Source organism: Pseudogulbenkiania sp. FW507-F1, assembly GCF_058781125.1.
This window is the reverse complement of sequence record NZ_JBYSWM010000032.1, coordinates 1-25,744: the sequence shown is the minus strand read 5'-3', so window position 1 is coordinate 25,744 and position 25,744 is coordinate 1. Positions and strand designations below refer to the sequence as shown.

The window sequence follows — 25,744 nt, the reverse complement described above, 5'->3', positions numbered from 1 at the left end:
GCGTTCAAGGTTGGCCGAAGAGCGGCTCAGTGTGGCAGGGCCTGGGCGGTCGTCGCCAGCACGCCCGGCGACAGGTTCGGCAGCCGGATGTCGAGGGCCTGGTCGAGGCGCTGGTAATGATTGCCCTGCGAGCGGTGGTAGAGCGGGTCGTAGTGCTGCTCCAGCAGTTCCTGGACCAGTTGCTCGAAGCGGCCCCCGCGCACCAGCTCGGCCCAGTTGTCCATCTGGGCACGCGAGTGCAGGTTCTTCAAGAAGTTCAGCTGCTCCAGCAGGCGCTCCGGCTCGGCGACGTAGAAGTCGTAATCTTCCAGCAGGAAGCGCACGCGCTCGGCCAGCGGCACCTCGAGGCGCAGGCACTCGCCCTGGTGCATGGCCTTGAACAGCGCGTCGGGCAGGGCGATCTGGCCGATCCTCTTGCTTTCCGCTTCGATGTAGATCGGGCGTTCCGGATCGAGCTGGCGCAACTGCAGCGCCAACTGGCTGTCGAAGCCTTTCTGCGTCGGCTGGGGCTGGTGCGGCAGCAGACCGAGCACCGAGCCGCGATGGCAGGCCAGCCGCTCCAGGTCGAGCACCTGGTGGCCGGCCGCCGCCAGCGCCTCCAGCAGACGGCTCTTGCCCGAGCCGGTCGGGCCGCACAGCACGCGGAAGTTGAATGCCGCCGGCCGCTCGGCCAGTTCCTCCAGCACCTGGCGCCGGTAGGCCTTGTAGCCGCCTTCCAGTTGGTGGGCGTTCCAGCCCACCTGGGCGAGCACGATGGCCATCGCCCCGGAGCGCTGACCGCCGCGCCAGCAGTAGATCAGCGGTTTCCACGATTTGGGGCGGTCGTGGAAGCGTTCTTCGATGTGGCGGGCGATGTTCTTCGCCACCAGCGCGGCGCCGACCTTGCGCGCGGCGAACGGCGAGACCTGCTTGTACAGCGTGCCGACGCGGATGCGCTCCTCGTCGTCGAGCACGGGGCAGTTGATGGCGCCGGGGATGTGGTCCTCGGCGAATTCCGCCGGGGTGCGCACGTCGATGATCTCGTCAAACCCGGTGAGCTGTGATACGTTCGCGACCTTGAAATACATGGTATGTGGTGAGAACCGATGGCTGAAATACGATTGACCCAATTGTCTCATGGCGGCGGCTGCGGCTGCAAAATTGCCCCGTCGGTGCTGGAATCCATCCTGTCCGGCGCCAAGGAAAAAATGCCGTTTCCCAACCTGCTGGTGGGCGCTGAAACCAGCGACGACGCGGCGGTGTATAAGCTCAACGACAGCCAGGCCATCGTCGCCACCACCGACTTCTTCATGCCCATCGTCGACGATGCGCGCGACTTCGGCCGCATCGCCGCCACCAACGCGCTGTCCGACATCTACGCCATGGGCGCCACGCCGATCATGGCGCTGGCCATCGTCGGCATGCCGGTCAACACCCTGCCGCTGGAGACCATCCGCGACATCCTCGACGGTGGCGAATCGGTGTGCCGCGAGGCCGGCATTCCGCTCGCCGGCGGCCACTCCATCGACGCCCCCGAGCCGATCTACGGCCTGGTGGCGCTGGGCGTGGTACACCCGGACCAGCTCAAGCGCAACTGCGACGCGCGCGACGGCGACGTGCTGATCCTCGGCAAGGGCCTGGGCGTGGGCGTGCTGGCGCAGGCGATGAAGAAGGGCGTGCTGGACGACGCTGGCTACGCCGCGCTGATCGGCTCCACCACCCAGCTCAATACCGTCGGCGCGCAGCTCGCGGCTCTGTCCGGGGTGCACGCGCTGACCGACGTCACCGGCTTCGGCCTGCTGGGGCATCTGCTGGAAATCTGCAAGGGCTCGGGGTTGACGGCCGAGGTCGAGATGGCGGCGGTGCCGGTGATCGCCGAGGCGCGCCCGCTGGCCGAACAGGGCTATGGCCCCGGCGCCATCGAGCGCAATTGGGCAAGTTTCGGCGCCCATGTTCGTTTCGCCGACTCGGTGCCGGAGTGGCAGCGGCGCCTGCTGGCGGATCCCCAGACCAGTGGCGGGCTGCTGGTGGCGGTGGCGCCGGAGCAGGCCGAGGCGGTGCTGGCGCGCTTCCAGGAGAGCGGCTTCGGCTACGCCGCGGTGATCGGCTCGCTGCATCAGGGCGAACCGCGGATCAGCGTGCGCTGAGTCATGGCCGAACCATTCTCCTCCGACTCCGCTAATGGCATCCCGTTCGCGCCGCCTGGGCGAGAGGCGCTGGATGCCTTGATCGCGCGTTTTCCGCGCCAGGCGTTCCGGGCGGCGGAGGTGCTCTCCGAGACCGAGCTGCCGCTCTATGCTTCCCGTGTGCCGGCGGGCTTTCCATCCCCGGCCGACGACTACCGGGAAGCCTCACTCAATCTCAACGACTACCTGATTCGCCACCCCGAATCGACCTTCTTCGTCAGGGTGTCCGGTGAATCGATGAGCGGCGCCGGCATCTTCGACGGCGACATGCTGGTGGTCGACCGCCTGCTGCGGCCGCGCCACCGCGACGTGGTGATCGCGGTGGTGGCGGGGGAACTCACGGTAAAGCGGCTGGAGCTGCGCGCCGACGGTCCCTGGCTGGTGCCGGATCATCCCGATTATCCGGCGCTGCGCGCCAACCCGGAGGCCGGCTTCGACGTGTGGGGCGTGGTCACGGCGGTGGTGCGTTCGCTCAAGCCGCCCCACAAGGCTTAAGCCCATCCCGCGCAGCCGCTGTTGAGCTGCAGCGGCTGCGTCCGACGCTGTTCAATAAGTCGCACGGAGAGGCGTAATCCTCTTCGTTTACTTCCCCGTTCCCGTTTCGGTGTTCCCCCCGCACTCCGCCTAGCGTGGCTCGTTCAACGATTCGGCCAGGCTCTTGCCCTTGGCCGATCGTTTCTCGGGTAGCCCCTGTTCCGCTGGTGGAGGTATTCCCTGCCTGCGCTCTTGAAATCGCCAAAACCCCGCCCAAAATAGGGATTAACAGCGATTCAGGAGTCCCTCATGCGATTCGACAAACTGACCACCAAATTCCAGCAGGCTCTGGCCGACGCGCAGAGCCTGGCGCTCTCTCACGATCATGCCTACATCGAGCCGCAGCATCTCTTGGCAGCGATGCTGGACGACACCGACAGCGGCGTCGGCAGCCTGCTGGCGCGGGCCGGTGTCAACGTGGCGGGGTTGCGTGGCGGGCTCAAGTCCGTCATCGACCGCCTGCCCAAGGTGCAGGGCACCGGGGGCGAGATCACGGTGTCGCGCGACCTGGGTAACCTGCTCAACCTGACGGACAAGGCGGCGATGAAACGCGGCGATGCCTTCATCGCCAGCGAACTGTTCCTGCTGGCGCTGCTGGACGACAAGGGCGAGACCGGGCGGCTGCTCAAGGACAACGGCGGTTCCGCCAACGCGTTGAACGCCGCCATCGATGCGGTGCGCGGTGGTGCCAACGTGGAGAGCCAGGATGCCGAGAGCCAGCGCGAGGCACTGAAGAAGTACACCCTGGACCTCACCGAGCGGGCGCGTCAGGGCAAGCTCGACCCGGTGATCGGCCGCGACGACGAGATCCGCCGCGCCATCCAGGTGTTGCAACGGCGCACCAAGAATAACCCGGTGCTGATCGGCGAGCCCGGCGTCGGCAAGACCGCCATCGTCGAGGGGCTGGCGCAGCGCATCGTCAACGGCGAGGTGCCGGAAAGCCTGAAGCACAAGAAGCTGCTGGTGCTCGATCTGGCCGCACTGCTGGCCGGTGCCAAGTACCGTGGCGATTTCGAGGAGCGGCTGAAGGCGGTACTGAGCGACCTGGCCAAGGACGAAGGCAATACGCTGATCTTCATCGACGAAATCCACACCCTGGTGGGCGCCGGCAAGGCGGAAGGGGCGATGGACGCGGGCAACATGCTGAAGCCGGCGCTGGCGCGCGGCGAGTTGCACTGCCTGGGCGCCACCACGCTGGACGAATACCGCAAGTACATCGAGAAGGACGCCGCGCTTGAGCGCCGCTTCCAGAAGGTGCTGGTGGACGAGCCCTCGGTGGAGGACACCATCGCCATCCTGCGTGGGCTGCAGGAGAAATACGAAATTCACCATGGCGTGGATATCACCGACCCGGCCATCGTCGCCGCGGCGGAGTTGAGCCACCGCTACATCACCGACCGCTTCCTGCCGGACAAGGCCATCGACCTCATCGACGAGGCCGCCAGCCGCATCAAGATGGAGCTGGACTCCAAGCCGGAAGAGATGGACAAGCTCGACCGCCGCCTGATCCAGCTCAAGATCGAGCGCGAGGCGGTGAAGAAGGAGAGCGACGAGGCGTCGCAGAAGCGGCTGGGCCTGATCGAGGACGAGATCGACCGGCTGTCGCGCGAATACGCCGACCTGGAGGAAATCTGGAAGGCCGAGAAGGCCACGGCGCAGGGCAGCCAGAGCATTAAGGAGGAGATCGACCGCCTCAAGGTGGAGATGGAGGATCTCAAGCGCCAGGGCGACTGGCAGAAACTGGCCGAATTGCAGTACGGCAAGCTGCCGCAGCTGGAAGCGCGCCTGAAGGAGGCGGAAGCGGCCGGTGCCGGCACCCAGAAGCCGAACCGCCTGCTGCGCACTCAGGTCGGCGCCGAGGAGATCGCCGAGGTGGTGTCGCGCATGACCGGCATCCCGGTGTCGAAGATGCTGGCCGGCGAGCGCGAGAAGCTCCTCCGGATGGAAGAGGTGATGCACGAGCGCCTGGTGGGGCAGGACGAGGCGGTGCGCGCGGTGTCCGACGCCATCCGCCGCAGCCGCTCCGGCCTGTCCGACCCCAACCGGCCGTACGGTTCCTTCCTGTTCCTGGGGCCGACCGGGGTGGGCAAGACCGAGTTGTGCAAGACGCTGGCCGGTTTCCTGTTCGACAGTGAAGATCATCTGATCCGCATCGACATGTCGGAGTACATGGAGAAGCATTCGGTGGCGCGGCTGATCGGCGCGCCTCCGGGCTACGTCGGCTACGAGGAGGGCGGCCAGCTCACCGAGCAGGTGCGGCGCAAGCCCTACAGCGTGATCCTGCTGGATGAAGTGGAGAAGGCGCACCCCGAGGTGTTCAACATCCTGCTGCAGGTGCTGGACGACGGCCGCCTGACCGACGGCCAGGGACGCACCGTGGACTTCAAGAACACCGTGGTGGTGATGACCTCGAACATCGGCAGCCAGCACATCCAGGCTATGGGCAGCGACGACTACCAGGTGATCAAGCTGGCGGTGATGGCCGAGGTGAAGGGCTACTTCCGCCCCGAGTTCATCAACCGCATCGACGAGGTGGTGGTGTTCCACGCCCTGGGCAGCGCGCAGATCCGCTCCATCGCCCGTATCCAGCTCAAGTCGCTGGAGCGGCGCCTGGCCAAGCTGGAGCTGTCGCTGCAGGTCACCGATGCGGCGCTCGACGCCATCGCCGAGGCCGGCTTCGACCCGGTGTACGGCGCGCGGCCGCTGAAACGGGCGATCCAGTCCGACATCGAGAACCCCTTGGCCAAGGCCATCCTGGCCGGCAAGTACGAGCCCAAGGCGACGGTGCTGGTGGACGCGCAAAACGGCCAGATCGTGTTCGGGTGAGCACGCGACCGCCCGCCTGAAGGCGGGTGACGTGGACCCCCGGTTCGGTGACGTGTTTCAAGACACGTCGTCAGGACCGGGGGTCTTTTGCTTCCTGGTTCGGGCGGGGCGGGCAGTGCACTGTTGCAGTGCAATATGCGCCAATGCCGGGCGAGTGGCGGGCGCTATCCAGTCATTTTGACGGCATGGCGGAGCGGGACGCTGGCACAGCGATTGCTAAATGAGCGGCAGGCGGACCAACGGCGGTCCGCACTTGAAAGGGACAACGGCGTCCCCGGGGCAGACCGGCCCGGGGACGCCTTTTTTTGCCACTATGCAATCACTCTCCGCTTTGCCGCTGTCGTCGTCCGGCCTGTGCCTGCCGCTGGGCGACATCACGCGCTCCATCCTCCCCGAATCCGGCCGCGCCATCGGCCGCTTCCGTGAGCTGTCCCTGGATAGCCACTTCCAGCCGATCTACAGCCTGGCGCACAGCCGCATCGTCGGCCACGAGGCGCTGCTGCGGGCGCGGCAGTCCGACGGCAGCCCGGTGGGGCCGCTGCAGGCGCTGGCCAGCGCGCAAGGTGACGAGGAGCGGGTCTTTCTCGACCGGCTGTGCCGTGCCCTGCACCTCGCCAACTACCGTGACGCCGGGGGGCTGGACGACGCTCAGACCTGGCTGTTCCTCAACGTGTCGACCCAGGTCGTCGTGCGGGCTGGCCAGTCCGAGCCGTTCTTCGCCGAGCTGCTGGCGCACAGCGGTTTTCCCGCCCGGCGCGTGGTGGTGGAAATCCTCGAGGGCACCATTGCCGACCAGTCGTTGTTGAGCGAGGCGGTGACCAATTACCGCCGTATGGGCTGCCTGGTGGCGCTGGACGACTTTGGTGCCGACGCCTCCAACATCGAGCGCATCTGGCGTGCCGCGCCCGACATCGTCAAGCTCGACCGCAAGCTGATCGCCGCCGCCGAGCATTCGCCGCGGGCTCGGCGCGTGCTGCCGGCCACGGTGGCGCTGATCCACGAGGCGGGCAGCCTGGCGCTGATCGAGGGGGTCGAGAACGAGGAGCAGGCGGCCATCGCGCTGGACAGCGATGCCGACCTGGTGCAGGGCTTTCACTTCGCGCGGCCGGCGCCGCAGCCGCTGCGCCATGGCGACGGCGGCATCGCTGCGCTGTCCGCCCGGCACGCCGCGGCGCAGGCCTCTGCGCGCCAGCGCCGGGAATTGCAGGTCTACGCCAGCGCCTTCCAGCGCGCGGCGCAGCGGCTGTGGACCGAGCAGGGTCTGGCGTCGGCCTGCGCCGAGCTGCTGGCGATGCCGCAAGTGGACCGCTGTTACCTGATCGGCGCGGACGGGGTGCAGATCGGCGCCAGCGTGCTGCGTGCCGACCACGAACCGGCGTCCTCGCGCTTCGCCCCGCTGGAGGAGGCGCAGGGCGCCAACTGGGCGCGCAAACCCTACCACTACCGTGCCCTGGCCCACCCCGGCCAGCTGCAAGTCAGCAGCCCCTACCTGTCGGTCGCCAACTCCCGGCTGTGCGTGACGCTGTCGCTGACGGTGCCGTTGGCGCAGGGGCAGCGGGTGCTGTGTTGCGACATCAAACTGGAAGGGCTGGCCTGACGATGACTCCGTACGCCAGGATGTCAGGCGAGAGATCTTCGGCCGGGGCGGCGGCGTAAGCATCAGGCTTAACAATTGTTAGTACTTCTTGACAGCGCCGGGTGGCGATCTTGGTTATGATGCCGCCGTTGATGATTACTGCACTAGCCTTAAGGAACACAGCCATGAACAAGAACCGTTGGATGGTCGCCCTGCTGGCCGGCAGCCTGTTGCTGACCGGCTCGGCCTACGCCATGGACAGCAACGCCGTGCTCGGCGGCGCGCTGGGCGGTGGTGCCGGCGCGGCGGTCGGTTCGGCATTGGGTGGGCGGGATGGCGCGATGATCGGCGCGGCGGCCGGTGCCGCCATCGGTACCGGTGTCGCAACCCGGCCCGAACCGCGTCGCACCATCGTAGAGCATCGTTATGTCGAAGAGCGCGGCTGGAAGCGCGGGCACCGCCACCATCACCATCGCTACGACGATTAAGAGCTAAAAAAGCCGCATCGAATCGCTTGTGTCAGCAAGGCGCGCAGCCGGTGTCCGGGGTTCCCGGCACCGGCTTTTTGTTGCGTGAGGCGCTAGCGGGCGAGCGCGGCTCAGCCTTGTCGTTGCGGGTGACGGTGACAGCCGATCAGGTGGTCGTTGACCACGCCGGTGGCCTGCAGGAAGGCGTAGATCACCGTGCTGCCGACGAAGTTCATGCCGGCCTTCTTCAGCTGTTTGCTGATGGCGTCGGACAGGGGCGTGGAGGCGGGGCATTCGGACAGGCTGCTCCAGCGATTGATTACCGGTTGGCCGTCGACCTGGGCCCATAGCCAGGCGGCGAAGCTGCCGTGAAGACGCTGCAGCTCGAGAAACACGCGGGCGTTGCGGATGGCGCTGTGGATCTTCAGCCGGTTGCGCACGATGGCCGGGTTCTGCAGCAGGCGCTCGACGTCGGCCTCGTCCATGGTCGCGACGCGTGCCGGGTCGAAGCCGTGGAACGCGGCGCGGTAGCCTTCGCGTTTCCTGAGGATGGTGATCCACGACAGCCCGGCCTGGGCGCCTTCCAGCACCAGCATTTCGAACAACTTGCGGTCGTCGTGCACCGGCACGCCCCATTCCAGGTCGTGGTAGGCCACGTAGAGCGGGTCATCGCCGCACCACGGGCAGCGCGTTGCAGTAATCATGGTCTTCGGCCAACCTTAAAGTAAGCCCACGCTGCGTTGGGTCTCCGCCGTATCGAGCCGTTTGCCTTTTGGGGGCCCGAGACAGGTTGCACGCAGATCGTGGACAGGTAGTTTGCATGGAAAGAGCATCGACCCGGCATGGTGCTTGCTTCACCTTTTCTGTGCAATAGGGAGATGACAGTGCTGACGGTAATGCTGGTGAACGATGGATCGGGCAAGGCGGCTGCGCTCAAGGAGGCGCTGACGCAGGCCGGCGTGCGCGTGATTGCGGAAGTGGAGGTGTCGCTGCGGCTGGGTGAAATGATCGACAGCATCCGCCCCGACATCGTGCTGATCGACTCCGATGCCCCATCGCGGGACATGCTGGAGCACGTCTGCGTCAGCAGCGCGCACAGCGAGCGGCCGGTGGTGATGTTTACCGACGACGCCCGCCGCGACACCATCCGCGCCGCGCTCGCGGCCGGGGTGGCCGCCTACGTGGTGGGCGATGTGGTGCCCGAGCGCATCCAGCCGCTGTTGGAGGTGGCGATAGAGCGTTATTCGCTCGACAAGGAGCGGCGTGAGGAGCTGGACGGCATGCGCCAGCGCCTGGCCGACCGCCAGGTGGTGGAGAAGGCCAAGGGCTTGCTGATGCAGATGAAGGGCATCGGCGAGGACGAGGCCTACCGCCAGTTGCGCGAGCGGGCGATGAAGTCGCAAAAGAAGATCGGCGACGTGGCGCGCGAGGTGGTGGAGCTGGCGAACTGGCTCAAAGGCTGAGCGTGCGGTGGTGCAGAACGCACGTGTGCAGTGCACAAAAGCGTAGGTCATAAAAAATATTCCTTTAAAAACAGACGATTGTTGTCTGGCATGGTAGTTGCGTATGGCGTGGTGACCGGGTAGGCCACCAACGGCGGCGGCTCCATCCGGACAGGCAACGGCGCCTGTCGCACCCTCTCCGACGCGGAGCGGGACGACAGGCGCTTTTTGTTTCCGGCTGTTTTTTTCTGCAATGAGGGAGAAGGAAATGGAAGACACGCGCACATCGATCGACAGCAGTTCGCCCGCGGCGCCGGAGCGACGCACTTTTCTCAAGGGAGCACTGACCACCATGGGGTCCACCACCTTGCTGGCCGCCTTGCCGGCCGGCATCGCCAGCAGCGCCTGGGCTGCCGGCAGCGACAAGCCGGAAAAAACCGAAGTCAGAGTCGGCTTCATTCCCCTTACCGACTGTGCCTCGGTGATCGTGGCCTCCAAGATGGGCTTCGACAAGAAGTACGGCATCACCATCGTGCCGTCCAAGGAGGCGAGCTGGGCCGCGGTGCGCGACAAGCTGGTCAACGGCGAGCTGGACGCCGCCCACGTGCTGTACGGCCTGGTGTACGGCGTGCACCTGGGCATCGGCGGTCCGAAGAAGGACATGGCGGTGCTGATGACGCTGAACCAGAACGGCCAGGGCATCACGCTCTCCAACCAGCTCAAGGCCAAGGGCGTGACCTCCGGCCCGGCGCTCGCCAAGCTGATCAAGGCCGAGCCGCGCGAATACACCTTTGCCCAGACCTTCCCCACCGGCACCCACGCCATGTGGCTCTACTACTGGCTGGCCGCGCAGGGCGTCAACCCGATGAGCGACGTCAAGACCATCGTGGTGCCGCCGCCGCAGATGGTGGCCAACATGCGCGTCGACAATATGGACGGCTACTGCGTCGGCGAGCCGTGGAACGCCCGCGCCATCGCCGACAATGTCGGCTTCACCGTGGCCACCACCCAGCAGATCTGGGCCGGCCACCCGGAAAAGGTGCTGGGCAGCACCGGCGACTGGGTGAAAAAGAACCCGAACACCGCGCGCGCGCTGACCGCGGCGCTGCTGGAAGCCTCGCGCTACATCGACGATGTCAAGAATCGCGCCAGCGTGGCCAAACTGATTTCCGACAAGGCCTACGTCAACGCGCCGGAGCCGGTCATCGAGGGGCGCTTCCTTGGTTCCTACGAAGACGGCCTGGGCAAGAAGTGGCAAGACCCCCACCTGATGAAGTTCTTCGACGAGGGCAGGGTCAACTTCCCGTATCTCTCCGACGGCATGTGGTTCCTCACCCAGCACAAGCGCTGGGGCTTGCTGAAGGCCGATCCGGACTACCTGGGCGTGGCGCGACAGATCAACCAGATCGCGCTCTACAAGGAAGCCGCTGCGCTCGCCAAGGTCGCGCTGCCGCGTTCCGATATGCGCTCGGCCAAGCTGATCGACGGCGTGGTGTGGGACGGCAAGGACCCGAAAGGCTACGCCGCTTCGTTCAAGATTCGCGCCTGAGCCACGGAATAGGGGAGAACCACCATGCAAGCCATCAAGCATGAAGCCCGTGTCGTGAGCGGCACAGAGAGCAAGACCGTGGAACAGACACTGCCGGCGCGCACCGCGTCGAAACGCCGTTTCCCGTCGCTGGAATCGGCCGACACCTCGCCCGCCGTGCGCCTGCTGGTGCAGGCGATCAAGACCGTGGTGCCGCCGCTGTTGGGGCTGGCGCTGCTGGTGCTGGTCTGGGCCGTGGTTGCCAAGTCGCGCGGCGGCCTGCCGGGGCCGCTGTCCACCTGGGAATCGGCCAAGCTGCTGTTCGCCGATCCGTTCTACCGCAACGGGCCGAATGACCAGGGCGTGGGCTGGAACATCCTCAATTCGCTCGGGCGCGTCGGCATCGGCTTCGGCCTGGCGGCGCTGGTGGGCATTCCCGCCGGCTTCATCCTCGGCCGCTTCGCCTTCGTCTCGGCGATGTTCGCGCCGGTGATCAGCCTGCTGCGACCGGTTTCGCCGCTCGCCTGGCTGCCGATCGGCCTGTTGGTGTTCAAGGCCGCGAGCCCGGCGTCGATCTGGGTGATCTTCATCTCCAGCGTGTGGCCGATGATCCTCAACACCGCCGCCGGGGTACGTGCGGTGCCGCAGGATTACCTCAACGTGGCGCGCGTGCTGAGATTGTCCGAGTTCAAGGTGTTCACCACCATCCTGTTCCCGTCGGTGTTGCCGCACGTGTTGACCGGGGTGCGCCTGTCGATCGGCGTGGCCTGGCTGGTGATCGTGGCGGCCGAGATGCTCACCGGCGGCGTCGGCATCGGCTTCTGGGTGTGGGACGAGTGGAACAACCTCAACGTCGAGCACATCATCATCGCCATCTTCATCGTCGGGCTGGTCGGGCTCTTGCTGGAGCAGGCGCTGATCCTGCTGGCGCGCCGCTTCAGCTTCGGTCAGGGAGTGTGAGTCATGGAAAAATTCGTCGAATTGCAAGGCGTGGGCAAGAGCTTCGCTAGTCGCCAGGGCCGTTTCGTGGCGCTGCGCGATGTAAACCTGACCATCCGCCAGGGCGAGTTCGTGTCGCTGATCGGCCACTCCGGCTGCGGCAAATCCACCGTGCTCAACATCGTCGCCGGGCTGTACGACCCCGATGCCGGCATCGCCTTGTGCGGCGGGCGCGAGATCGACGGGCCGGGGCCGGAGCGTGCCGTGGTGTTCCAGAACCACAGTCTGCTGCCGTGGCTGACCTGTTACGGCAACATCTACCTCGCGGTGGAGAAAGTGTTTGGCCAGCGCGAGAACAAGGTCCAACTCAAGGCGCGCTGCGAGGCGGCGCTGGCGCTGGTCAACCTGAGCCACGCCAGCGACAAGTACCCGCACGAGGTGTCGGGTGGCATGAAGCAGCGTGTCGGCATTGCCCGCGCGCTGGCGATGGAGCCCAAGGTGCTGCTGATGGACGAGCCGTTCGGCGCTTTGGATGCCTTGACCCGCGCCAATCTGCAGGACGAGCTGGTGAAGATCGTCGAGGCCACCCGGGCCACCGTGGTGATGGTGACGCACGACGTGGACGAGGCGGTGCTGCTCTCCGACCGCATCGTGATGATGACCAACGGCCCGGCCGCCACCGTCGGCGAGGTTCTCGAAGTGGCGCTGCCGCGTCCACGTGAGCGGCTGGCGCTGGCCAACGACAGTGCCTACCACGGCTATCGCAGCGCGGTGCTGGAGTTTTTGTATCAGAAGCATCTGCGACCGGCAGCGTGAACCTATTGCATCAGGCTGCTGTGCCTGCGCATCTCCTTCGGAGATTCGCTCAGCGATACGGAATCCTCATGTGGTCAGGGTACATTCGGGTTCCTGGACGCTGGCGGCACTCAACCTGCTTTGGCTCGCTGGCCTACTGAAACAGGCCCTATGTACTTTGGGTGGTAATGGAGGGCGGGGAAGACGAGAGTCTTCCCCGCTTTTTTCATGGCGCGGGCGCCGATGTGCCCGGCTGGTGCATCGGCGCACTTGTGCAGTGCGCCAGACCGCGTGCGACGGCGCCAAGGCCCACCTGGCGCGGCTTTCGTGGCTGGCACGCTAGTTGCTATATCAACCTCGAACAATTCAGCTCCGGCACGCCGGGCCAACGAAGGCCAGGTTCGCCGGATGGCAGGGGGAGACCAATGTGGGTCTTTCGCCTGAGACGGACAACGGCGTCCGCTACCACGCAGCCAACACTGCGCGGCGGCGGACGTTTTTTTTTGCGCGGCGACTGGTTCGCATCGATATCGGGAGAAGGTACATGAACAAGAGTTTCTGGAAGGCCGGGCACTGGCCCACTCTGCTGGCCGCGTTTCTCTACTTCGACTTGAGCTTCATGGTCTGGTACATCCTCGGGCCCTTGGCGATCCAGATCGCCGACAGCCTGTCGCTGTCCGCGCAGCAGCGCGGCATGATGGTGGCCACGCCGATCCTGGCGGGCGCGGTGCTACGTTTCGCCATTGGCCTGATGGTGGACCGCCTGTCGCCCAAGACCGCCGGCATCGTCGGCCAGGTGGTGGTGATCGCGGCTCTGGGCACTGCCTGGCACTTCGGCATCCACTCCTTCCACCAGGCGCTGCTGCTGGGCCTGTTCCTCGGCGTGGCCGGCGCCTCGTTCGCGGTGTCGCTGCCGCTGGCGTCGCAGTGGTATCCGCCGGAGCACCAGGGCAAGGCGATGGGCATCGCCGGCGCCGGCAACTCCGGCACGGTGTTCGCGGCCTTGCTGGCACCGGGGCTGGCCTCGGTCTACGGCTGGGAGAACGTGTTCGGCTTCGCGCTGATCCCGCTGTCGATCGTGTTCGTGGTGTTCTGTCTGTTGGCCAAGAATGCGCCCAACCGCGCGCCGGCCAAGTCGCTGGCCGATTACCTCAAGGTGCTGGGCGACAAGGATAGCTGGTGGTTCATGTTCTTCTACAGCATGACCTTCGGCGGCTTCGTCGGCCTGGCCGGCGCCTTGCCGGGCTACTTCCACGACCAGTATGGCCTGAACGCGGTGACCGCCGGCTACTACACCGCCGCCTGCGTGTTCGCCGGTTCGATGATGCGCCCGCTGGGCGGCGCGCTGGCCGACCGCGTCGGCGGCATCCGCACCCTGCTGGTGATGTACACCATCGCCGCGCTGATGCTGGGCGTGGTCGGCTTCAACCTGCCGCAGGCCTACGCCGCGCTGGCGCTGTTCGTCGGTGCCATGCTGGCGCTCGGTTGCGGTAACGGCGCGGTGTTCCAGCTGGTGCCGCAGCGCTTCCGCAAGGAAATCGGCGTGATGACCGGCCTGGTCGGCATGGCGGGCGGCATCGGTGGTTTCCTGCTGGCGGCGGGCCTCGGCTTCGTCAAGCAATCCACCGGCAACTACCAGATCGGCCTGTGGCTGTTCGCCAGCCTGGGCCTGGTGGCCTGGTTCGGCCTGCACAGCGTCAAGCTGCGCTGGCGCACCACCTGGGGTGCGGCCAGCGTGACCTCGGCCCGGGTATAGTTCGAACAGGAGGACCCGCGCGCCAGCTGTTCCGGGTAGGGACGGCCGGTGCGCGCTGAGCGGATCTCTCGCCGGCCCAGAGTGGCCCGCGAGAGATTCGCACACTGACCACCCTCATCCGCCGACGCCATCGCCGAGGCGGATGGGAACAAGGATTCGACCATGTCGCTCGCCCTGACCGTCGGTCACGCCACCGATGCCGGCCCCAAGCCGCGCAACGAGGATGCGCTGGCCTGCGTGACGCCGGAGGCCGGCCTCTTGACCAGCAAGGGGGCGCTGTTCGTGCTGGCCGACGGCGTGTCGAGCTGCGCCGACGGCAAGCTCGCCGCCCAGTCCAGCGTGCGCGCGGTGGCGGCGGACTACTACGCCACGCCGGAAACCTGGGAGGTCGGCACCGCGCTCGATCGCCTGCTGACCGCGCACAACCGCTGGCTGCGCTCGCAGGGCAAGACGCTGGTGGCGACGTTGACCGCACTGGTGCTGCGCGGCCGGCGCTTCACCGTGGCGCACGTCGGCGACAGCCGGCTCTACCGCCTCACCGGCGGCCGGCTGTTCTGCCTCACCACCGACCACGTCTGGGACGAGCCCTCGATGCGCCACGTGCTCAAGCGCGCCATGGGGCTCGACGAGCACGTCATGGCCGACTTCCTCGACGGCGACGTGGCCGAGGGCGACGTGTTCCTGCTGGTCAGCGATGGGGTGTGGGGGCCGCTGCCCGACAAGCGCCTGGACGAAGTGCTGCGGCTGCACGTCGATCCGCAGCGCGCGGCCCAGGTGCTGGTGGAGGAGGCCATCGCCGCCGGCTCCGGCGACAACCTGTCGGCCATCGTGCTGCGCGTCGACGGCCTGCCTTCGGCCAACCTCGGCGACGAGCTGGCGCGCGGGGCCTTCCAGTCGCTGCCGCCGCGGCTCAAGCCGGGGCAGGAGTTCGACTGCCTCACCGTGGAGGCGGTGTTGAACGACGCCCCGTCCGGGCTCGCCTACCGCGTGCTCGACAGCGCGGGCAAGCGCTGGGTGATGAAGACGCTGCCGCCGACCTTGGCCGGCGACAGCCAGGCCGAGCAGGCGCTGCTGGTCGAGGAGTGGCTGCAGAAACGCCTGACCGCGCATTACTTCGCCGAGGTTAAACCGCTGCCGGCACGCCAGCACCTCTACTACCTGCTGCGCTGGTACGCCGGCGAAAACCTGGCCGAACGGCGCCAGCGCGAGGGCGGCAGCATCGGTCCGAGCGAGGTGGTGAAAATCGGCCTGCGCCTGACGCGCGCACTGGCGGCGCTGCACCGGCTCAATATCGTGCACCGCGACGTCAAGCCGGAAAACGTCCATATCGATCACGACGACAAGCTGCGCCTGCTGGACCTGGGCGTGGCGTACTGCCCCGGGCTCACCGTCGACCGCGACGGTGCGGTGCCGGGCACGCCGAGCTACATGGCGCCGGAGCTGTTCGAGGGCGCTTCGGCCAACGTGCGCACCGATCTCTACGCCGCTGGCGTGACGCTGTACTGGCTGCTGACCGGCCACTACCCTTACGGCGAGGTGGAACCGTTCCAGCACCCGCGTTTCGGCACCCCGGAACTGCCGACGCGCTACCGCCCGGATCTGCCGCTGTGGCTGGAAAACGTGCTGCTGAAGGCGGTCGAGCGCGACCCGGCACGCCGTTTCGAAACCGCGGAAGAGCTGCAGCTCGCGCTGGAGAAGGGCGACGCGCAGCCGGTTTCCGTGCGCCGTCGCGTGCCGTGGGCCGAGCGCGCGCCGCTCAAGCTGTGGCGCGCCATCGCCCTGGTGTCGCTGCTGCTCAACCTGGTGCTGGTGTACCTGCTGCTGGTGTGGTGAGCGGCGGGGCTCAGGCTGCCGTCGCTACGGGCATGTCCAACTCGCGGCAGAACAATTCCGCCAGTTGCCGCGTCAGCGGGTCGCCGTCGCCGTTTTGCCGGTAGACGCCGACCGGCATGCCGGGCAGCGGCGGCAGGCTGCCGTCGTTGATGCAGCGGCTGTGGTCGGGCGGCGTGTCCGCCAGCATCGCCGCCACCCCCAGGCCGGCTTCCACCGCCGCCTGGATGGCGGGCAGGCTGGCGCTTTCGAACACGATATGCCATGGCTGTCCGGCCCGGTTCAGCGTCGCCAGCGTCTGTTCGCGCCACGAGCAGGGGGCACTGAAAATCACCAGCGGCAAGGAGGAGGACGACGGCGGCACCTTGCCGCGCGCGGCGAACCACGCCAGTGGGCACAGGAACTGGGCATCCGGCTTCGGCAGCAGGGCGCTGTCGGCCAGTGGCGAACTCACCATGACGTCGAGTTCGCCGGCGTTCATCGCGGCGAACAACTCCGCCTTCAGCCCTACCGTCACCGACAGGCGCAGTCCCGGATGCACGCTGGCGAAATCCGCCAGCACGCGCGGCAGCCGGGTGCCGGTGAAATCCTCCATGATGCCGATGCGGCGGTGCTGCACGCTGGCGGGCCGGCCGCCCAGCCCCGGCACCAACTGGTCGGTCAGCGTCAGCAGGCGCTCGGCGTAGGGCAGCAGCGCCTCGCCGGCCCCGGTCAGCCGGATGCCGCGTGGCGAACGCTCCAGCAGGGGCTGGCCGAGCTGCTGCTCCAGTTTGCGGATCTGCAGGCTGACGGCGGGCTGGGTGCGCTGCAGCATGGTGGCGGCGCGGTTGATGCTGCCATGGCGGACCACGCTGACGAAAGCGCGCAGCAAGGCGGTATCCAGGTCCATAGTCATAAACATTCCTTATAACAGGCATAGTAAACGACAGTCTACCTATACCTGATACGGGCCGATAGCATGGAGGCATCCACTTTATAGGGAGTCCATCATGTATCTGTCTGCCTTGTTGCTGGCGGTCGCCGGCTCGGTGATCTACCACTTGTCGCTCAAGCACGTACCGCAAGCGGTGAATCCGTTCCTGACCCTGGCCGTGAGCTACGGCCTGGCCATGTTGCTGTGCCTCGTCGGCATGCTGTTCAGCCCCGGCAGCCGCAGCCTGCTGGCGGTGAATTGGAGCAGCAGCGGCGTCGCGCTCGGCATCCTCGGTATCGAGCTGGGTTTTCTGCTGGCCTACCGCGCCGGCTGGCAGATGGGCGTGGCCTCGCTCAGCGCCAACGTGATCAGCACCCTGGTGCTGCTGCCGCTGGGCTTCTTGCTGTTTCGTGAGCAACCCTCGCTACTGCGCCTGGGCGGGGCCATGGTAAGCCTGGCCGGCTTGTGGTTGATGCTGCAGAAATAGCGGGCGTGACGCACCGTGCACGCTCTTGGTGCGTTGGTGCACTGCAACGTACTGGTCGCAACCGGGCAATGGCCTGGAACCCCCGCCAAAGGGGCATCCTGAAGCTGGCACGGTGCTTGCTAGTAATGCAGCAGACAACAATGCCCGGTTTGCCAATGGCGGTGAAGCGGGTAAGGACAAAGAGGTCCGTTCAACATGGGGGAATCCATGGGAACGGACTTTTTTTATTTGGTCTCGCTGCGGCAAGGGTGAATGCGGCGTAGCCACGATGCTAAGGAGATCCCGATGAACAAACCGAAACTCGTCATGGTAGGCAACGGCATGGCCGGCGTACGCACGCTGGAAGAGCTGCTCAAGCTCATGCCCGACTTCTACGACATCACCGTCTTCGGCGCCGAGCCGCACCCCAACTACAACCGCATCCTGCTGTCGCCGGTGCTGTCGGGAGAACAGACGCTGAAGGAGATCATGCTCAACGAGGTGGAGTGGTACGCCGAAAACGGCATCACCCTGCACATGGGCAAGGAAGTCACCGAGATCGACCGCGTCAAGCGCGTGGTGCGCACCTCCGACGGCACCGAAGCTCCTTATGACCGCCTGCTGCTCGCCACCGGCTCCAACCCCTTCATCCTGCCTGTGCCGGGCAAGGACCTCGACGGCGTGGTGACCTTCCGCGATATCCGTGACGTCAACCTGATGATCGAGGCCAGCCAGAAATACAAGAAAGCCGTGGTGATCGGTGGCGGCCTGCTGGGCCTGGAAGCCGCCAACGGGCTGATGGCGCGCGGCATGGAGGTGAGCGTGGTGCATCTCGGCGAATGGCTGCTCGACCGCCAGCTCGACCGTACCGCCGCCAAGCTGTTGCAGCAGAGCCTGGAAGACCGCGGCATCGCCTTCCACCTGCAGAAGCAGACCGCCGCGCTGCTGGACAACGGCACCGGCCGCGTCGCCGGCCTGCGCTTCGCCGATGGCGAAGAAATCCCGGGCGACCTGGTGGTGATGGCCGTCGGCATCCGCCCGAACGCCGAGTTGGCCGAAAAATCCGGTCTCTACTGCAACCGCGGCGTGGTGGTGAACGACACCATGCAGACCTACGACCCGCGCGTCTATGCCGTCGGCGAGTGCGTCAGCCACCGCGGCGTGGCCTACGGCCTGGTCGCCCCGCTGTTCGACATGGCCAAGGTCGCCGCCAACCACCTGGCGCACTACGGCATCGGTCGTTACGTGCCGGCCGCCACCTCGACCAAGCTCAAGGTCACCGGCATCGACCTGTTCTCCGCCGGCGACTTCATGGGCGACGACGGCACCGAAGCCATCACCCTGTCCGACCCGATGGGCGGCCTCTACAAGAAGCTGGTGCTGAAGGACAACAAACTGGTTGGCGCCTGCCTGTACGGCGACACCGCCGACGGCGCCTGGTACTTCCGCCTGATCCGCGAAGGCAAGTCGGTGGCCGAGATGCGCGACGTGCTGATGCTGGGCGAAGGCGGGCAGGGCGACGTCGGCCACGCCGGCCAGAGCAAGGTGGTGGGCATGCCGGACGACGCCGAAGTGTGCGGCTGCAACGGCGTGTGCAAGGGCACCATCGTCAAGGCGATCCAGGAAAAGGGCCTGTTCACCGTCGACGAGATCAAGAAGCACACCAAGGCCGCCAGCTCCTGCGGTTCGTGCACCGGCCTGGTCGAGCAGATCCTGATCAACTGCGTCGGCGGCGCCGCCGACGTCAAGCCCAAGTCCGAGAAGCCGGTGTGCGGCTGTACCGAACACACCCATGGCGGCGTGCGCAAGGTCATCCGCGAACAGCACCTGACCAGCCTGCGCCAGGTGATGGATTTCCTCGAATGGCGCACCCCGGATGGCTGCGCCACCTGCCGCCCGGCGATCAACTACTACCTGATCGCCACCTGGCCGGGCGAAGCCAAGGACGATCCGCAGTCGCGCTTCATCAACGAGCGCGTGCACGCCAACATCCAGAAGGACGGCACCTACTCGGTGATCCCGCGCATGTGGGGCGGCGTCACCAACGCCTCCGAGCTGCGCCGCATTGCCGACGTCGCCGACAAGTACGCCATCCCGATGGTGAAAGTGACCGGCGGCCAGCGTATCGACCTGTTGGGCGTGAAGAAGGAAGACCTGCCCAAGGTCTGGGCCGACCTCGACATGCCGTCCGGCCACGCCTACGGCAAGAGCCTGCGCACCGTGAAGACCTGCGTCGGCTCCGAGTTCTGCCGCTTCGGCACGCAGGATTCCACCCAGATGGGCATCGACCTGGAAAAGGACCTCACCGGCATGTGGAGCCCGGCCAAGGTCAAGCTGGCGGTCTCGGGCTGCCCGCGCAACTGCGCCGAATCGGGCATCAAGGACGTCGGCATCATCGGTGTCGACTCCGGCTGGGAGCTCTACATCGGCGGCAACGGCGGCATCAAGACCGAGGTGGCGCAGTTCCTCGCCAAGGTGAAGACACGCGAGGAAGTGCTGGAACTCTCCGGCGCCTTCCTGCAGCTCTACCGCGAGGAGGCGTTCTACCTCGAGCGCACCGTGCACTACCTGCACCGCGTCGGCCTCGATTTCATCAAGGCCCAGGTGGTCGACAACCTGGAAAACCGCAAGGCCCTGTACGAGCGGCTGCGCTTCGCCCTGTCCTTCGAGAAGGACCCGTGGACCGAGCGCGTCAAGGAAGGTGTCGCCCGTCACGAATTCGAACCGCTCACCGTGTAATGCCAGACCGCCGCGGGAGCACGTCGTCAGCACCCGTGCTCCCGGCACGAATGGACAAGGAGATCAGCATGAACTGGAAAACCGTTTGCACCATCAATGACATCCCGAAGCAGGGCGCCCGCGTCCTCAAGCGCGAGGGTCAGGACGACATCGCCATCTTCCGCGCCGAGGACGACTACGTGTTCGCGCTGGTCGACCGCTGCCCGCACAAGGGCGGCCCGCTGTCGCAGGGCATCATCTCCGGCCACACCGTGGCCTGCCCGCTGCACAACTGGGTGGTCGACCTCAAGACCGGCGAGGCCTGCGCGCCCGATGTCGGCTGCACCGGCCACATCCCGGTACGCGTCGAAGACGGCCAGGTCTCGCTGGACCTGAAATGAGCCGTCACGGGGCGCTCCGCCGAAGCCGGGCCGAAACGAGCTGATGTAGGGCGTTCTGCGTGAGCGCGGCACGCCCGCCTCGACGGAACGCCCAGCTCGGCGCGGCTTCCGCCCTACGGCAAGGCTCCATCAAGATTGATCGCATTGGGAGACATCACATGACAGACACCACGGGACGCAACAAGACTGTCTCCTCGATCTGCTGTTACTGCGGCACCGGCTGCGGTGTCCTGATCCAGTCCGACGGCCAGCGCCTGACCTCGGTGGAGGGCGATCCCGCGCACCCGGCCAACCTCGGCCGGCTGTGCAGCAAGGGCCGCACCCTGGCCGACACCACCGGCAAGCCGGGCGCGCGCCTGCTCTATCCCGAGCTGCGCCACGACAAGGCCGCCCCGCGCCAGCGCATCGCCTGGGACGACGCCATCGCCGGCGCCGCCGACCGCATCGCGGCGGCCGTCGCCGAGCACGGCCCGGACTCGGTGGCGTTTTACCTCTCCGGTCAGCTGCTGACCGAGGACTACTACGTCTTCAACAAGCTGACGCGCGCCGTGATCGGCACCAACAACGTCGACACCAACTCGCGGCTGTGCATGTCGAGCGCGGTGGCGGGCTACAAGGCCACGCTCGGTGCCGACGCGCCGCCGGCCTGTTACGAAGACATCGACCAGGCCGAGGTGGTGCTGATCGCCGGCTCCAACATGGCCTACGCCCACCCGGTGCTGTTCCGCCGGCTGGAAGCCGCCAAGGCCGCCAACCCGGCGCTCAAGGTCATCGTGATCGACCCGCGCCGCACCGACACCGCCAGCCTCGCCGACCTCTACCTGCCGATCCTGCCCGGCACCGACGTGGCGCTGTTCCACGCCATGCTCAACGTGCTGGTGTGGGACGACCTGCTCGACCGCGACTACATTGAGCAGCACACCGAAGGTTTCGCCAAGCTGAAGGAGCGGCTGCGCGAATTCACCCCGCGTGCCGCCGCCGACATCTGCGGCATCAGCGAAGAAGACATCGTCACCGCCGCGCGCTGGTTCGGCCGCGCCGGTGCGGCGCTGTCGTTCTACACCATGGGCCTGAACCAGTCCGCCGCCGGCACCGACAAGAACGCCGCGCTGATCCACCTGCATCTGGCCACCGGCCAGATCGGCAAGCCCGGCGCCGGCCCGTTCTCGCTCACCGGCCAGCCCAACGCCATGGGCGGGCGCGAAGTAGGGGGGCTGGCCAACCTGCTGTCGGCGCACCGCGACCTCGCCAACCCCGCGCACCGCGCCGAAGTGGCGGCCATCTGGGGCGTGGACAGCATCCCGGCCGAGCCCGGCCTGCCCGCCATCGAACTGTTCGAGGCCGCCTCGAAAGGGCAGATCAAGGTGTTGTGGGTGGTCTGCACCAACCCGGCGCAATCGCTGCCGGACCAGGCGCTGGTACGCCGCGCGCTGGAGAAGGTCGATTTCGTCATCGTGCAGGAAGCCTTCGCCGGCTCGGAAACGCTGCCGTACGCCGACCTGGTGCTGCCGGCCAGCACCTGGCCGGAGAAGGACGGCACCGTCACCAACTCCGAGCGCCGCATCAGCCGCGTGCGCGCCGCGCTGCCGGCGCCGGGCGAGGCGCGCCATGACTGGATCATCGCGCGCGACGTGGCGCAGGCGCTGGAAGCGCGTCTGCATCCGCTTCGGCCAACCTTGTTTGGCTACGAAGAAGCGTCCCAGGTGTTCGCCGAGCACGTCGTCACCACCGCCGGGCGCGACCTCGACATCACCGGCTTGAGCTACGCCGTGCTCGACCAGATCGGCCCGCAGCAATGGCCGTTCCCGGCCGGCGCCACCGCCGGCCAGGCGCGGCTCTATCAGGACGGCCGCTTCGCCACGTCGTCCGGCCGCGCCCGCTTCGTCGACATCGGCTACCGCCCGGTGGCGGAGAACGTCTCGGCGCAGTACCCGCTGCGCCTGACCACCGGCCGCCTGCGCGACCACTGGCACACCATGAGCCGCACCGCGCTGGTGCCAGGGCTGACCCGTCACGTCGAAGAACCGGTGCTGTCGCTCAACCCGCGCGACCTCGACCGCTACCACCTCAAGGAGGGCGATCTGGCGCGCATCAAGTCGCGGCGCGGCGCCATCGTGCTACCGGTCGCGTCCGACGACAACCTGCGCCCCGGCATGGCCTTCCTGCCGATGCACTGGGGTGGTGCCTACATGGCCGGCAACGGTGTCAATGCCCTGACCTTGGGCAAGGTCGACCCGGTATCGCGCCAGCCTGAACTCAAGCACGCCGCCATCGCGCTCGAACCGGCGCGCCTGCCGTGGCGGCTCACCCTGCTGGTCAAGGGCGACGTGGCCCAGCTGCGCCAGCGCCTGACCCCGTGGCTGGCGCGCTTCCCCTACGCCGTGCTGCTGACGGTGGTTGCCGGCGGCACCGCGGTGCGCCTCAAGCTCGCGGCCGAAGCCGCCCCCGAGGCCGGCCTGCTCGAGGCGCTGGCCGACACGGTGACGCCCGCCGACGCCCTGCTCGCCGCCTTCGACGACCCGGCACGAAGTGTGCTTAGAAGAGTATGGCTGAACGGCAAAGTGCCTTGCGTCTACCTGCTGGCCGGCGACGTGCGCGCCGACGAGGCGCTGTCCGACTGGTTTGACGACGGCGAGACGCCGGACAGCCTGGCGCGCTTGTTGATGGGCGGAGGCACTCTGATCCACCGTTCACGTGTAGTATGCGCCTGCACCGGGGTGCGCGAGGACGCCATCGTCCAGGCGATCGCCGCCGGTTGTGATGTTGAAAGGCTGAAATCGGGACTCGGCTGCGGTAGCGGCTGCGGTTCCTGTGTGCCGGAATTGACGAGGATGGTGGCTGCCGCGAAGGGCCCGTTTTAGTAGTCGAGCGAGCCCAAGCAGGTTGAGTGCCGCCTGCGCACAGGAACCGGAGTGGACAAGGAAGTCCATGAGGATACCGAGCACTGCCGGCGCTCAAGATGCAAAGGCACAGCCGACTAATAAATGGGCCCCAGGCGGTCCAGGGAGTATGAGATGAACACAGGCAAGGTCTATCTGATCGGGGCGGGCCCGGGTGATCCGGAACTGCTGACGCTCAAGGCGGTGAAGGCCCTTCAGGCCGCCGACGTCTGGCTGGTGGACGACTTGGTCAGCCGCGAGGTGCTGGGCTTCGCCCGCCCCGACGCGCGCATCGTGCACGTCGGCAAGCGCGGCGGCTGTCGCTCCACGCCGCAAGCCTTCATCCATCGCCTGATGCTGCGCTACGCCCGCCACGGCAAGGTGGTGGCGCGCGTCAAGGGCGGTGATCCCTTCATCTTCGGTCGCGGCGGGGAGGAATGGCAGTGGCTGGCCGAACGCGGCGTCACGGTCGAAGCCGTCGGCGGCCTCACCGCCGGTCTCGCGGTCGGCCCGGCGCTCGGCCTGCCGCTGACCCATCGCGGCCTCAGCCGCGGCGTGACGCTGGTCACCGCGCACACCCAGGACGGCAGCCCGCTGCCGTGGGCGGCGCTGGCGCAATCCGGCCTCACCGTGGTGTGCTACATGGGCATGAGCGACCTGCCGACACTGACCGCCGCCTGGCGCGAAGCCGGCTTCGCCGCCGATCTGCCGGTGGCGGTGGTGCACCGCGTCGGCTGTCCGGAGCAGCGTGCCGTGGTCAGCACGCTGGCCAACCTGGTCGCCGACGTGCGCGAGGCCCGGCTCGCCAGCCCCGCCGTCATCGTGCTGGGCGAAGTCGCCGGCCTGGCTGCCTTGCAGTCGCAACTGGAGCAGGCGTGCAGGGTTGCATAGGACAACACCCGTAGCGGGGCGGGGTCATGCCGCTACGCGAAGGTCACAACAAAAGCGCCGGTCATGGGGAGTGACCGGCGCTTTTGTGTCTGAATCCCAGAACCTGTTCATCTGTCGCGAGCAGCCCTCAGCGGGACAGCCCAGCACAGAAACCGGGATGTACATGGAGTACATGAGGATCATGGCTGAGCAAATCGGGGATTTGCACACGCAGAGCAGCGCATGAGCCCCAATCAGGCACGCGCCGCAAGATCATGAATAGGTTCTCACGGCCAAGGTAATCGGCTTGATGGCCGTCAACGCGGTGACTCGGCGGCCTGTTTATGCTTCATGCCGTGTGGCGATAAAGCCTAAATTCCCCTTGTGGTGTCGCGATTTAACATCACCGTAATAGGAAAGACACATTGAGTGTCTATATTTCGCCACACGTTTCACCCGACGAAGCGTGAAATACAACAACCCTAGTGAGTTATCGCAATGAAGAAGAATCTGCTTGCCCTGGCGGTCGCCTCCGCCCTGATCGCCCCGGCCGCCCTGGCCGACGTGACCCTCTACGGCACCATCAGCGAATCGATCGAATCGGTCAAGGCCACCGGCGCTGTCGATTCGACCAAGGACATCAAGTCCACCACCCGTGTCAGCTCCAACGTGTCCAAGCTGGGCTTCAAGGGCAATGAAGACCTGGGCGACGGCCTGAAGGCCATCTGGCAGGTCGAGCAGGAAATCTCCGTCGATGACGGCGGCACCCGCAAGGGCACTTTTGCCACCCGCAACAGCTTCGTCGGTCTGGACGGCGCCTTCGGTAAGGCCTTCATGGGCTACAACGACAGCGCCTACAAGGCTCTGCTCAAGCCGATCCTGGTCAACCCGATGGCTGACACTATCGCCGAAATCTGCACCGACAAGTCGGTGTTCTGCCATGGCGACACGCGTCTGGCCAACTCGGTGCATTACTACACCCCGAACTTCGCCGGCTTCCAGGCTGCCGTGTCCTATGGCACCGACGAAACTCGCGCTATCGTCGGCACCGACCGTACCAACAAGGACGTCTGGAGCCTGGCCGCAGCCTACTCGATCGACGGCTTCAACGTCGGCGTGGGCTACGACCGTCGCAACGACAAGAACGCCGTGGCCGGCGACGCCAACCTGAACCAGTCCTTCTGGAAAGTGGCCGCCAGCTACAAGTTCGGCGACACCAAGATCGGTGCCGGCTTCGAGCAGGAGCGTAACGACACGACCACCGGCGATACCAAGCAGAACGCCTGGACCGTCGGCGCCGAGCAGAAATTCGGCAACTTCGGTGTGAGCCTGGCCTACGCCAAGCTGCAAGAGTCCAAGTCCGACGCCAAGGACGGTGCCAACCAGTGGACCCTGGGCGCCACCTACGATCTGTCCAAGCGCACCCAGACCTACGCCTACTACACCCGCATCGCCAACGACGACAACGCCAGCCGCACCTTCGGCAACGCCGGCCTGACCGGCGTCGGTGCCGGTTCCAACCCGACCGGCTTCGGTGTTGGCCTGAAGCACTCGTTCTAAGCGAACGCCCGCGTCTCCCCCCGCCGCCTGCGACCTCCGGTCGCCGGCGGTTTTTCGTTTGTGAGGCCAGGGCGGGGAG

At 66.6% G+C, this 25,744-nt stretch carries 20 protein-coding genes; 17 read left to right on the top strand and 3 right to left on the bottom strand.

What is annotated here, in order from left to right; genetic code table 11:
• Positions 1–26: 26 nt before the first annotated feature.
• A complete protein-coding gene (gene mnmH, locus AC3WG5_RS16545; RefSeq protein WP_492569672.1) occupies positions 27–1,067 on the bottom strand; it encodes a tRNA 2-selenouridine(34) synthase MnmH in 1,041 nt (346 codons plus the stop codon).
• Positions 1,068–1,100: 33 nt separating this feature from the next.
• Here mnmH and selD point away from each other — a divergent pair, with 33 nt between their 5' ends.
• The 5 genes from selD to AC3WG5_RS16520 all read left to right on the top strand — a co-directional run bounded on the left by selD (position 1,101) and on the right by AC3WG5_RS16520 (position 7,589).
• Complete coding sequence (selD, locus tag AC3WG5_RS16540) at positions 1,101–2,126, top strand: selenide, water dikinase SelD (protein ID WP_492569670.1); 1,026 nt, start codon at positions 1,101–1,103, stop codon at positions 2,124–2,126.
• Positions 2,127–2,129: 3 nt separating this feature from the next.
• Entirely contained in the window at positions 2,130–2,660 is a 531-nt protein-coding gene (locus tag AC3WG5_RS16535; protein WP_492569668.1) for a LexA family protein, read from the top strand.
• Between the two features lie 288 nt (positions 2,661–2,948).
• Positions 2,949–5,525: an ATP-dependent chaperone ClpB gene (gene clpB / locus AC3WG5_RS16530; protein WP_492569667.1), complete on the top strand. Its 2,577-nt coding sequence runs from the start codon at positions 2,949–2,951 to the stop codon at positions 5,523–5,525.
• Positions 5,526–5,838: 313 nt separating this feature from the next.
• The gene (locus tag AC3WG5_RS16525; protein ID WP_492569666.1) at positions 5,839–7,122 is read left to right on the top strand and encodes a sensor domain-containing phosphodiesterase; all 1,284 of its coding nucleotides are present in this window, start codon (positions 5,839–5,841) and stop codon (positions 7,120–7,122) included.
• A 164-nt stretch (positions 7,123–7,286) separates the two neighbouring features.
• The gene (locus AC3WG5_RS16520) at positions 7,287–7,589 is read left to right on the top strand and encodes a YMGG-like glycine zipper-containing protein (protein ID WP_008953678.1); all 303 of its coding nucleotides are present in this window, start codon (positions 7,287–7,289) and stop codon (positions 7,587–7,589) included.
• Between the two features lie 110 nt (positions 7,590–7,699).
• Here AC3WG5_RS16520 and AC3WG5_RS16515 read toward each other — a convergent pair whose 3' ends face one another.
• Positions 7,700–8,272 carry a DNA-3-methyladenine glycosylase I gene (locus AC3WG5_RS16515; protein WP_492569664.1) on the bottom strand — a complete coding sequence of 191 codons (573 nt, stop codon included), beginning with the start codon at positions 8,270–8,272 and terminating at the stop codon, positions 7,700–7,702.
• Between the two features lie 174 nt (positions 8,273–8,446).
• On the opposite strand from AC3WG5_RS16515, the gene AC3WG5_RS16510 reads away from it, so the two are divergent.
• The 6 genes from AC3WG5_RS16510 (at position 8,447) to AC3WG5_RS16485 (ending at position 15,861) form a co-directional block, all read left to right on the top strand.
• Complete coding sequence (locus AC3WG5_RS16510) at positions 8,447–9,031, top strand: ANTAR domain-containing response regulator (protein ID WP_083844245.1); 585 nt, start codon at positions 8,447–8,449, stop codon at positions 9,029–9,031.
• A 247-nt stretch (positions 9,032–9,278) separates the two neighbouring features.
• A complete protein-coding gene (locus tag AC3WG5_RS16505) occupies positions 9,279–10,559 on the top strand; it encodes a CmpA/NrtA family ABC transporter substrate-binding protein (RefSeq protein ID WP_492569663.1) in 1,281 nt (426 codons plus the stop codon).
• A gap of 24 nt (positions 10,560–10,583) precedes the next feature.
• Positions 10,584–11,498, top strand: a complete 915-nt coding sequence (gene ntrB, locus AC3WG5_RS16500) for a nitrate ABC transporter permease (protein ID WP_492569662.1) — start codon at positions 10,584–10,586, stop codon at positions 11,496–11,498.
• Between the two features lie 3 nt (positions 11,499–11,501).
• Entirely contained in the window at positions 11,502–12,293 is a 792-nt protein-coding gene (locus tag AC3WG5_RS16495; protein ID WP_492569661.1) for an ABC transporter ATP-binding protein, read from the top strand.
• A 523-nt stretch (positions 12,294–12,816) separates the two neighbouring features.
• Positions 12,817–14,028, top strand: a complete 1,212-nt coding sequence (locus AC3WG5_RS16490) for a nitrate/nitrite transporter (protein WP_008953684.1) — start codon at positions 12,817–12,819, stop codon at positions 14,026–14,028.
• 162 nt (positions 14,029–14,190) lie between these two features.
• Positions 14,191–15,861 (top strand): bifunctional protein-serine/threonine kinase/phosphatase, encoded by a 1,671-nt coding sequence (locus tag AC3WG5_RS16485; protein ID WP_492569659.1) that lies wholly within the window; start codon positions 14,191–14,193, stop codon positions 15,859–15,861.
• Between the two features lie 10 nt (positions 15,862–15,871).
• Here the strand turns inward: AC3WG5_RS16485 and AC3WG5_RS16480 are convergent, their stop codons facing one another.
• On the bottom strand, positions 15,872–16,753 hold the full coding sequence (locus AC3WG5_RS16480) for a LysR family transcriptional regulator (RefSeq protein WP_492569657.1): 882 nt from the start codon (positions 16,751–16,753) through the stop codon (positions 15,872–15,874).
• A 94-nt stretch (positions 16,754–16,847) separates the two neighbouring features.
• On the opposite strand from AC3WG5_RS16480, the gene AC3WG5_RS16475 reads away from it, so the two are divergent.
• The 6 genes from AC3WG5_RS16475 to AC3WG5_RS16450 all read left to right on the top strand — a co-directional run bounded on the left by AC3WG5_RS16475 (position 16,848) and on the right by AC3WG5_RS16450 (position 25,665).
• Complete coding sequence (locus AC3WG5_RS16475) at positions 16,848–17,258, top strand: EamA family transporter (RefSeq protein WP_014086677.1); 411 nt, start codon at positions 16,848–16,850, stop codon at positions 17,256–17,258.
• A gap of 285 nt (positions 17,259–17,543) precedes the next feature.
• Positions 17,544–19,976, top strand: a complete 2,433-nt coding sequence (nirB, locus tag AC3WG5_RS16470) for a nitrite reductase large subunit NirB (RefSeq protein WP_492569656.1) — start codon at positions 17,544–17,546, stop codon at positions 19,974–19,976.
• Positions 19,977–20,044: 68 nt separating this feature from the next.
• The gene (gene nirD / locus AC3WG5_RS16465; protein WP_008953689.1) at positions 20,045–20,356 is read left to right on the top strand and encodes a nitrite reductase small subunit NirD; all 312 of its coding nucleotides are present in this window, start codon (positions 20,045–20,047) and stop codon (positions 20,354–20,356) included.
• Positions 20,357–20,514: 158 nt separating this feature from the next.
• Positions 20,515–23,217, top strand: coding sequence for a molybdopterin oxidoreductase family protein (locus tag AC3WG5_RS16460; RefSeq protein WP_492569654.1), 2,703 nt, complete (start codon positions 20,515–20,517; stop codon positions 23,215–23,217).
• A 153-nt stretch (positions 23,218–23,370) separates the two neighbouring features.
• Positions 23,371–24,126 carry a uroporphyrinogen-III C-methyltransferase gene (gene cobA / locus AC3WG5_RS16455; RefSeq protein WP_492569652.1) on the top strand — a complete coding sequence of 252 codons (756 nt, stop codon included), beginning with the start codon at positions 23,371–23,373 and terminating at the stop codon, positions 24,124–24,126.
• A 477-nt stretch (positions 24,127–24,603) separates the two neighbouring features.
• On the top strand, positions 24,604–25,665 hold the full coding sequence (locus AC3WG5_RS16450; protein WP_014086681.1) for a porin: 1,062 nt from the start codon (positions 24,604–24,606) through the stop codon (positions 25,663–25,665).
• Positions 25,666–25,744: the final 79 nt, after the last annotated feature.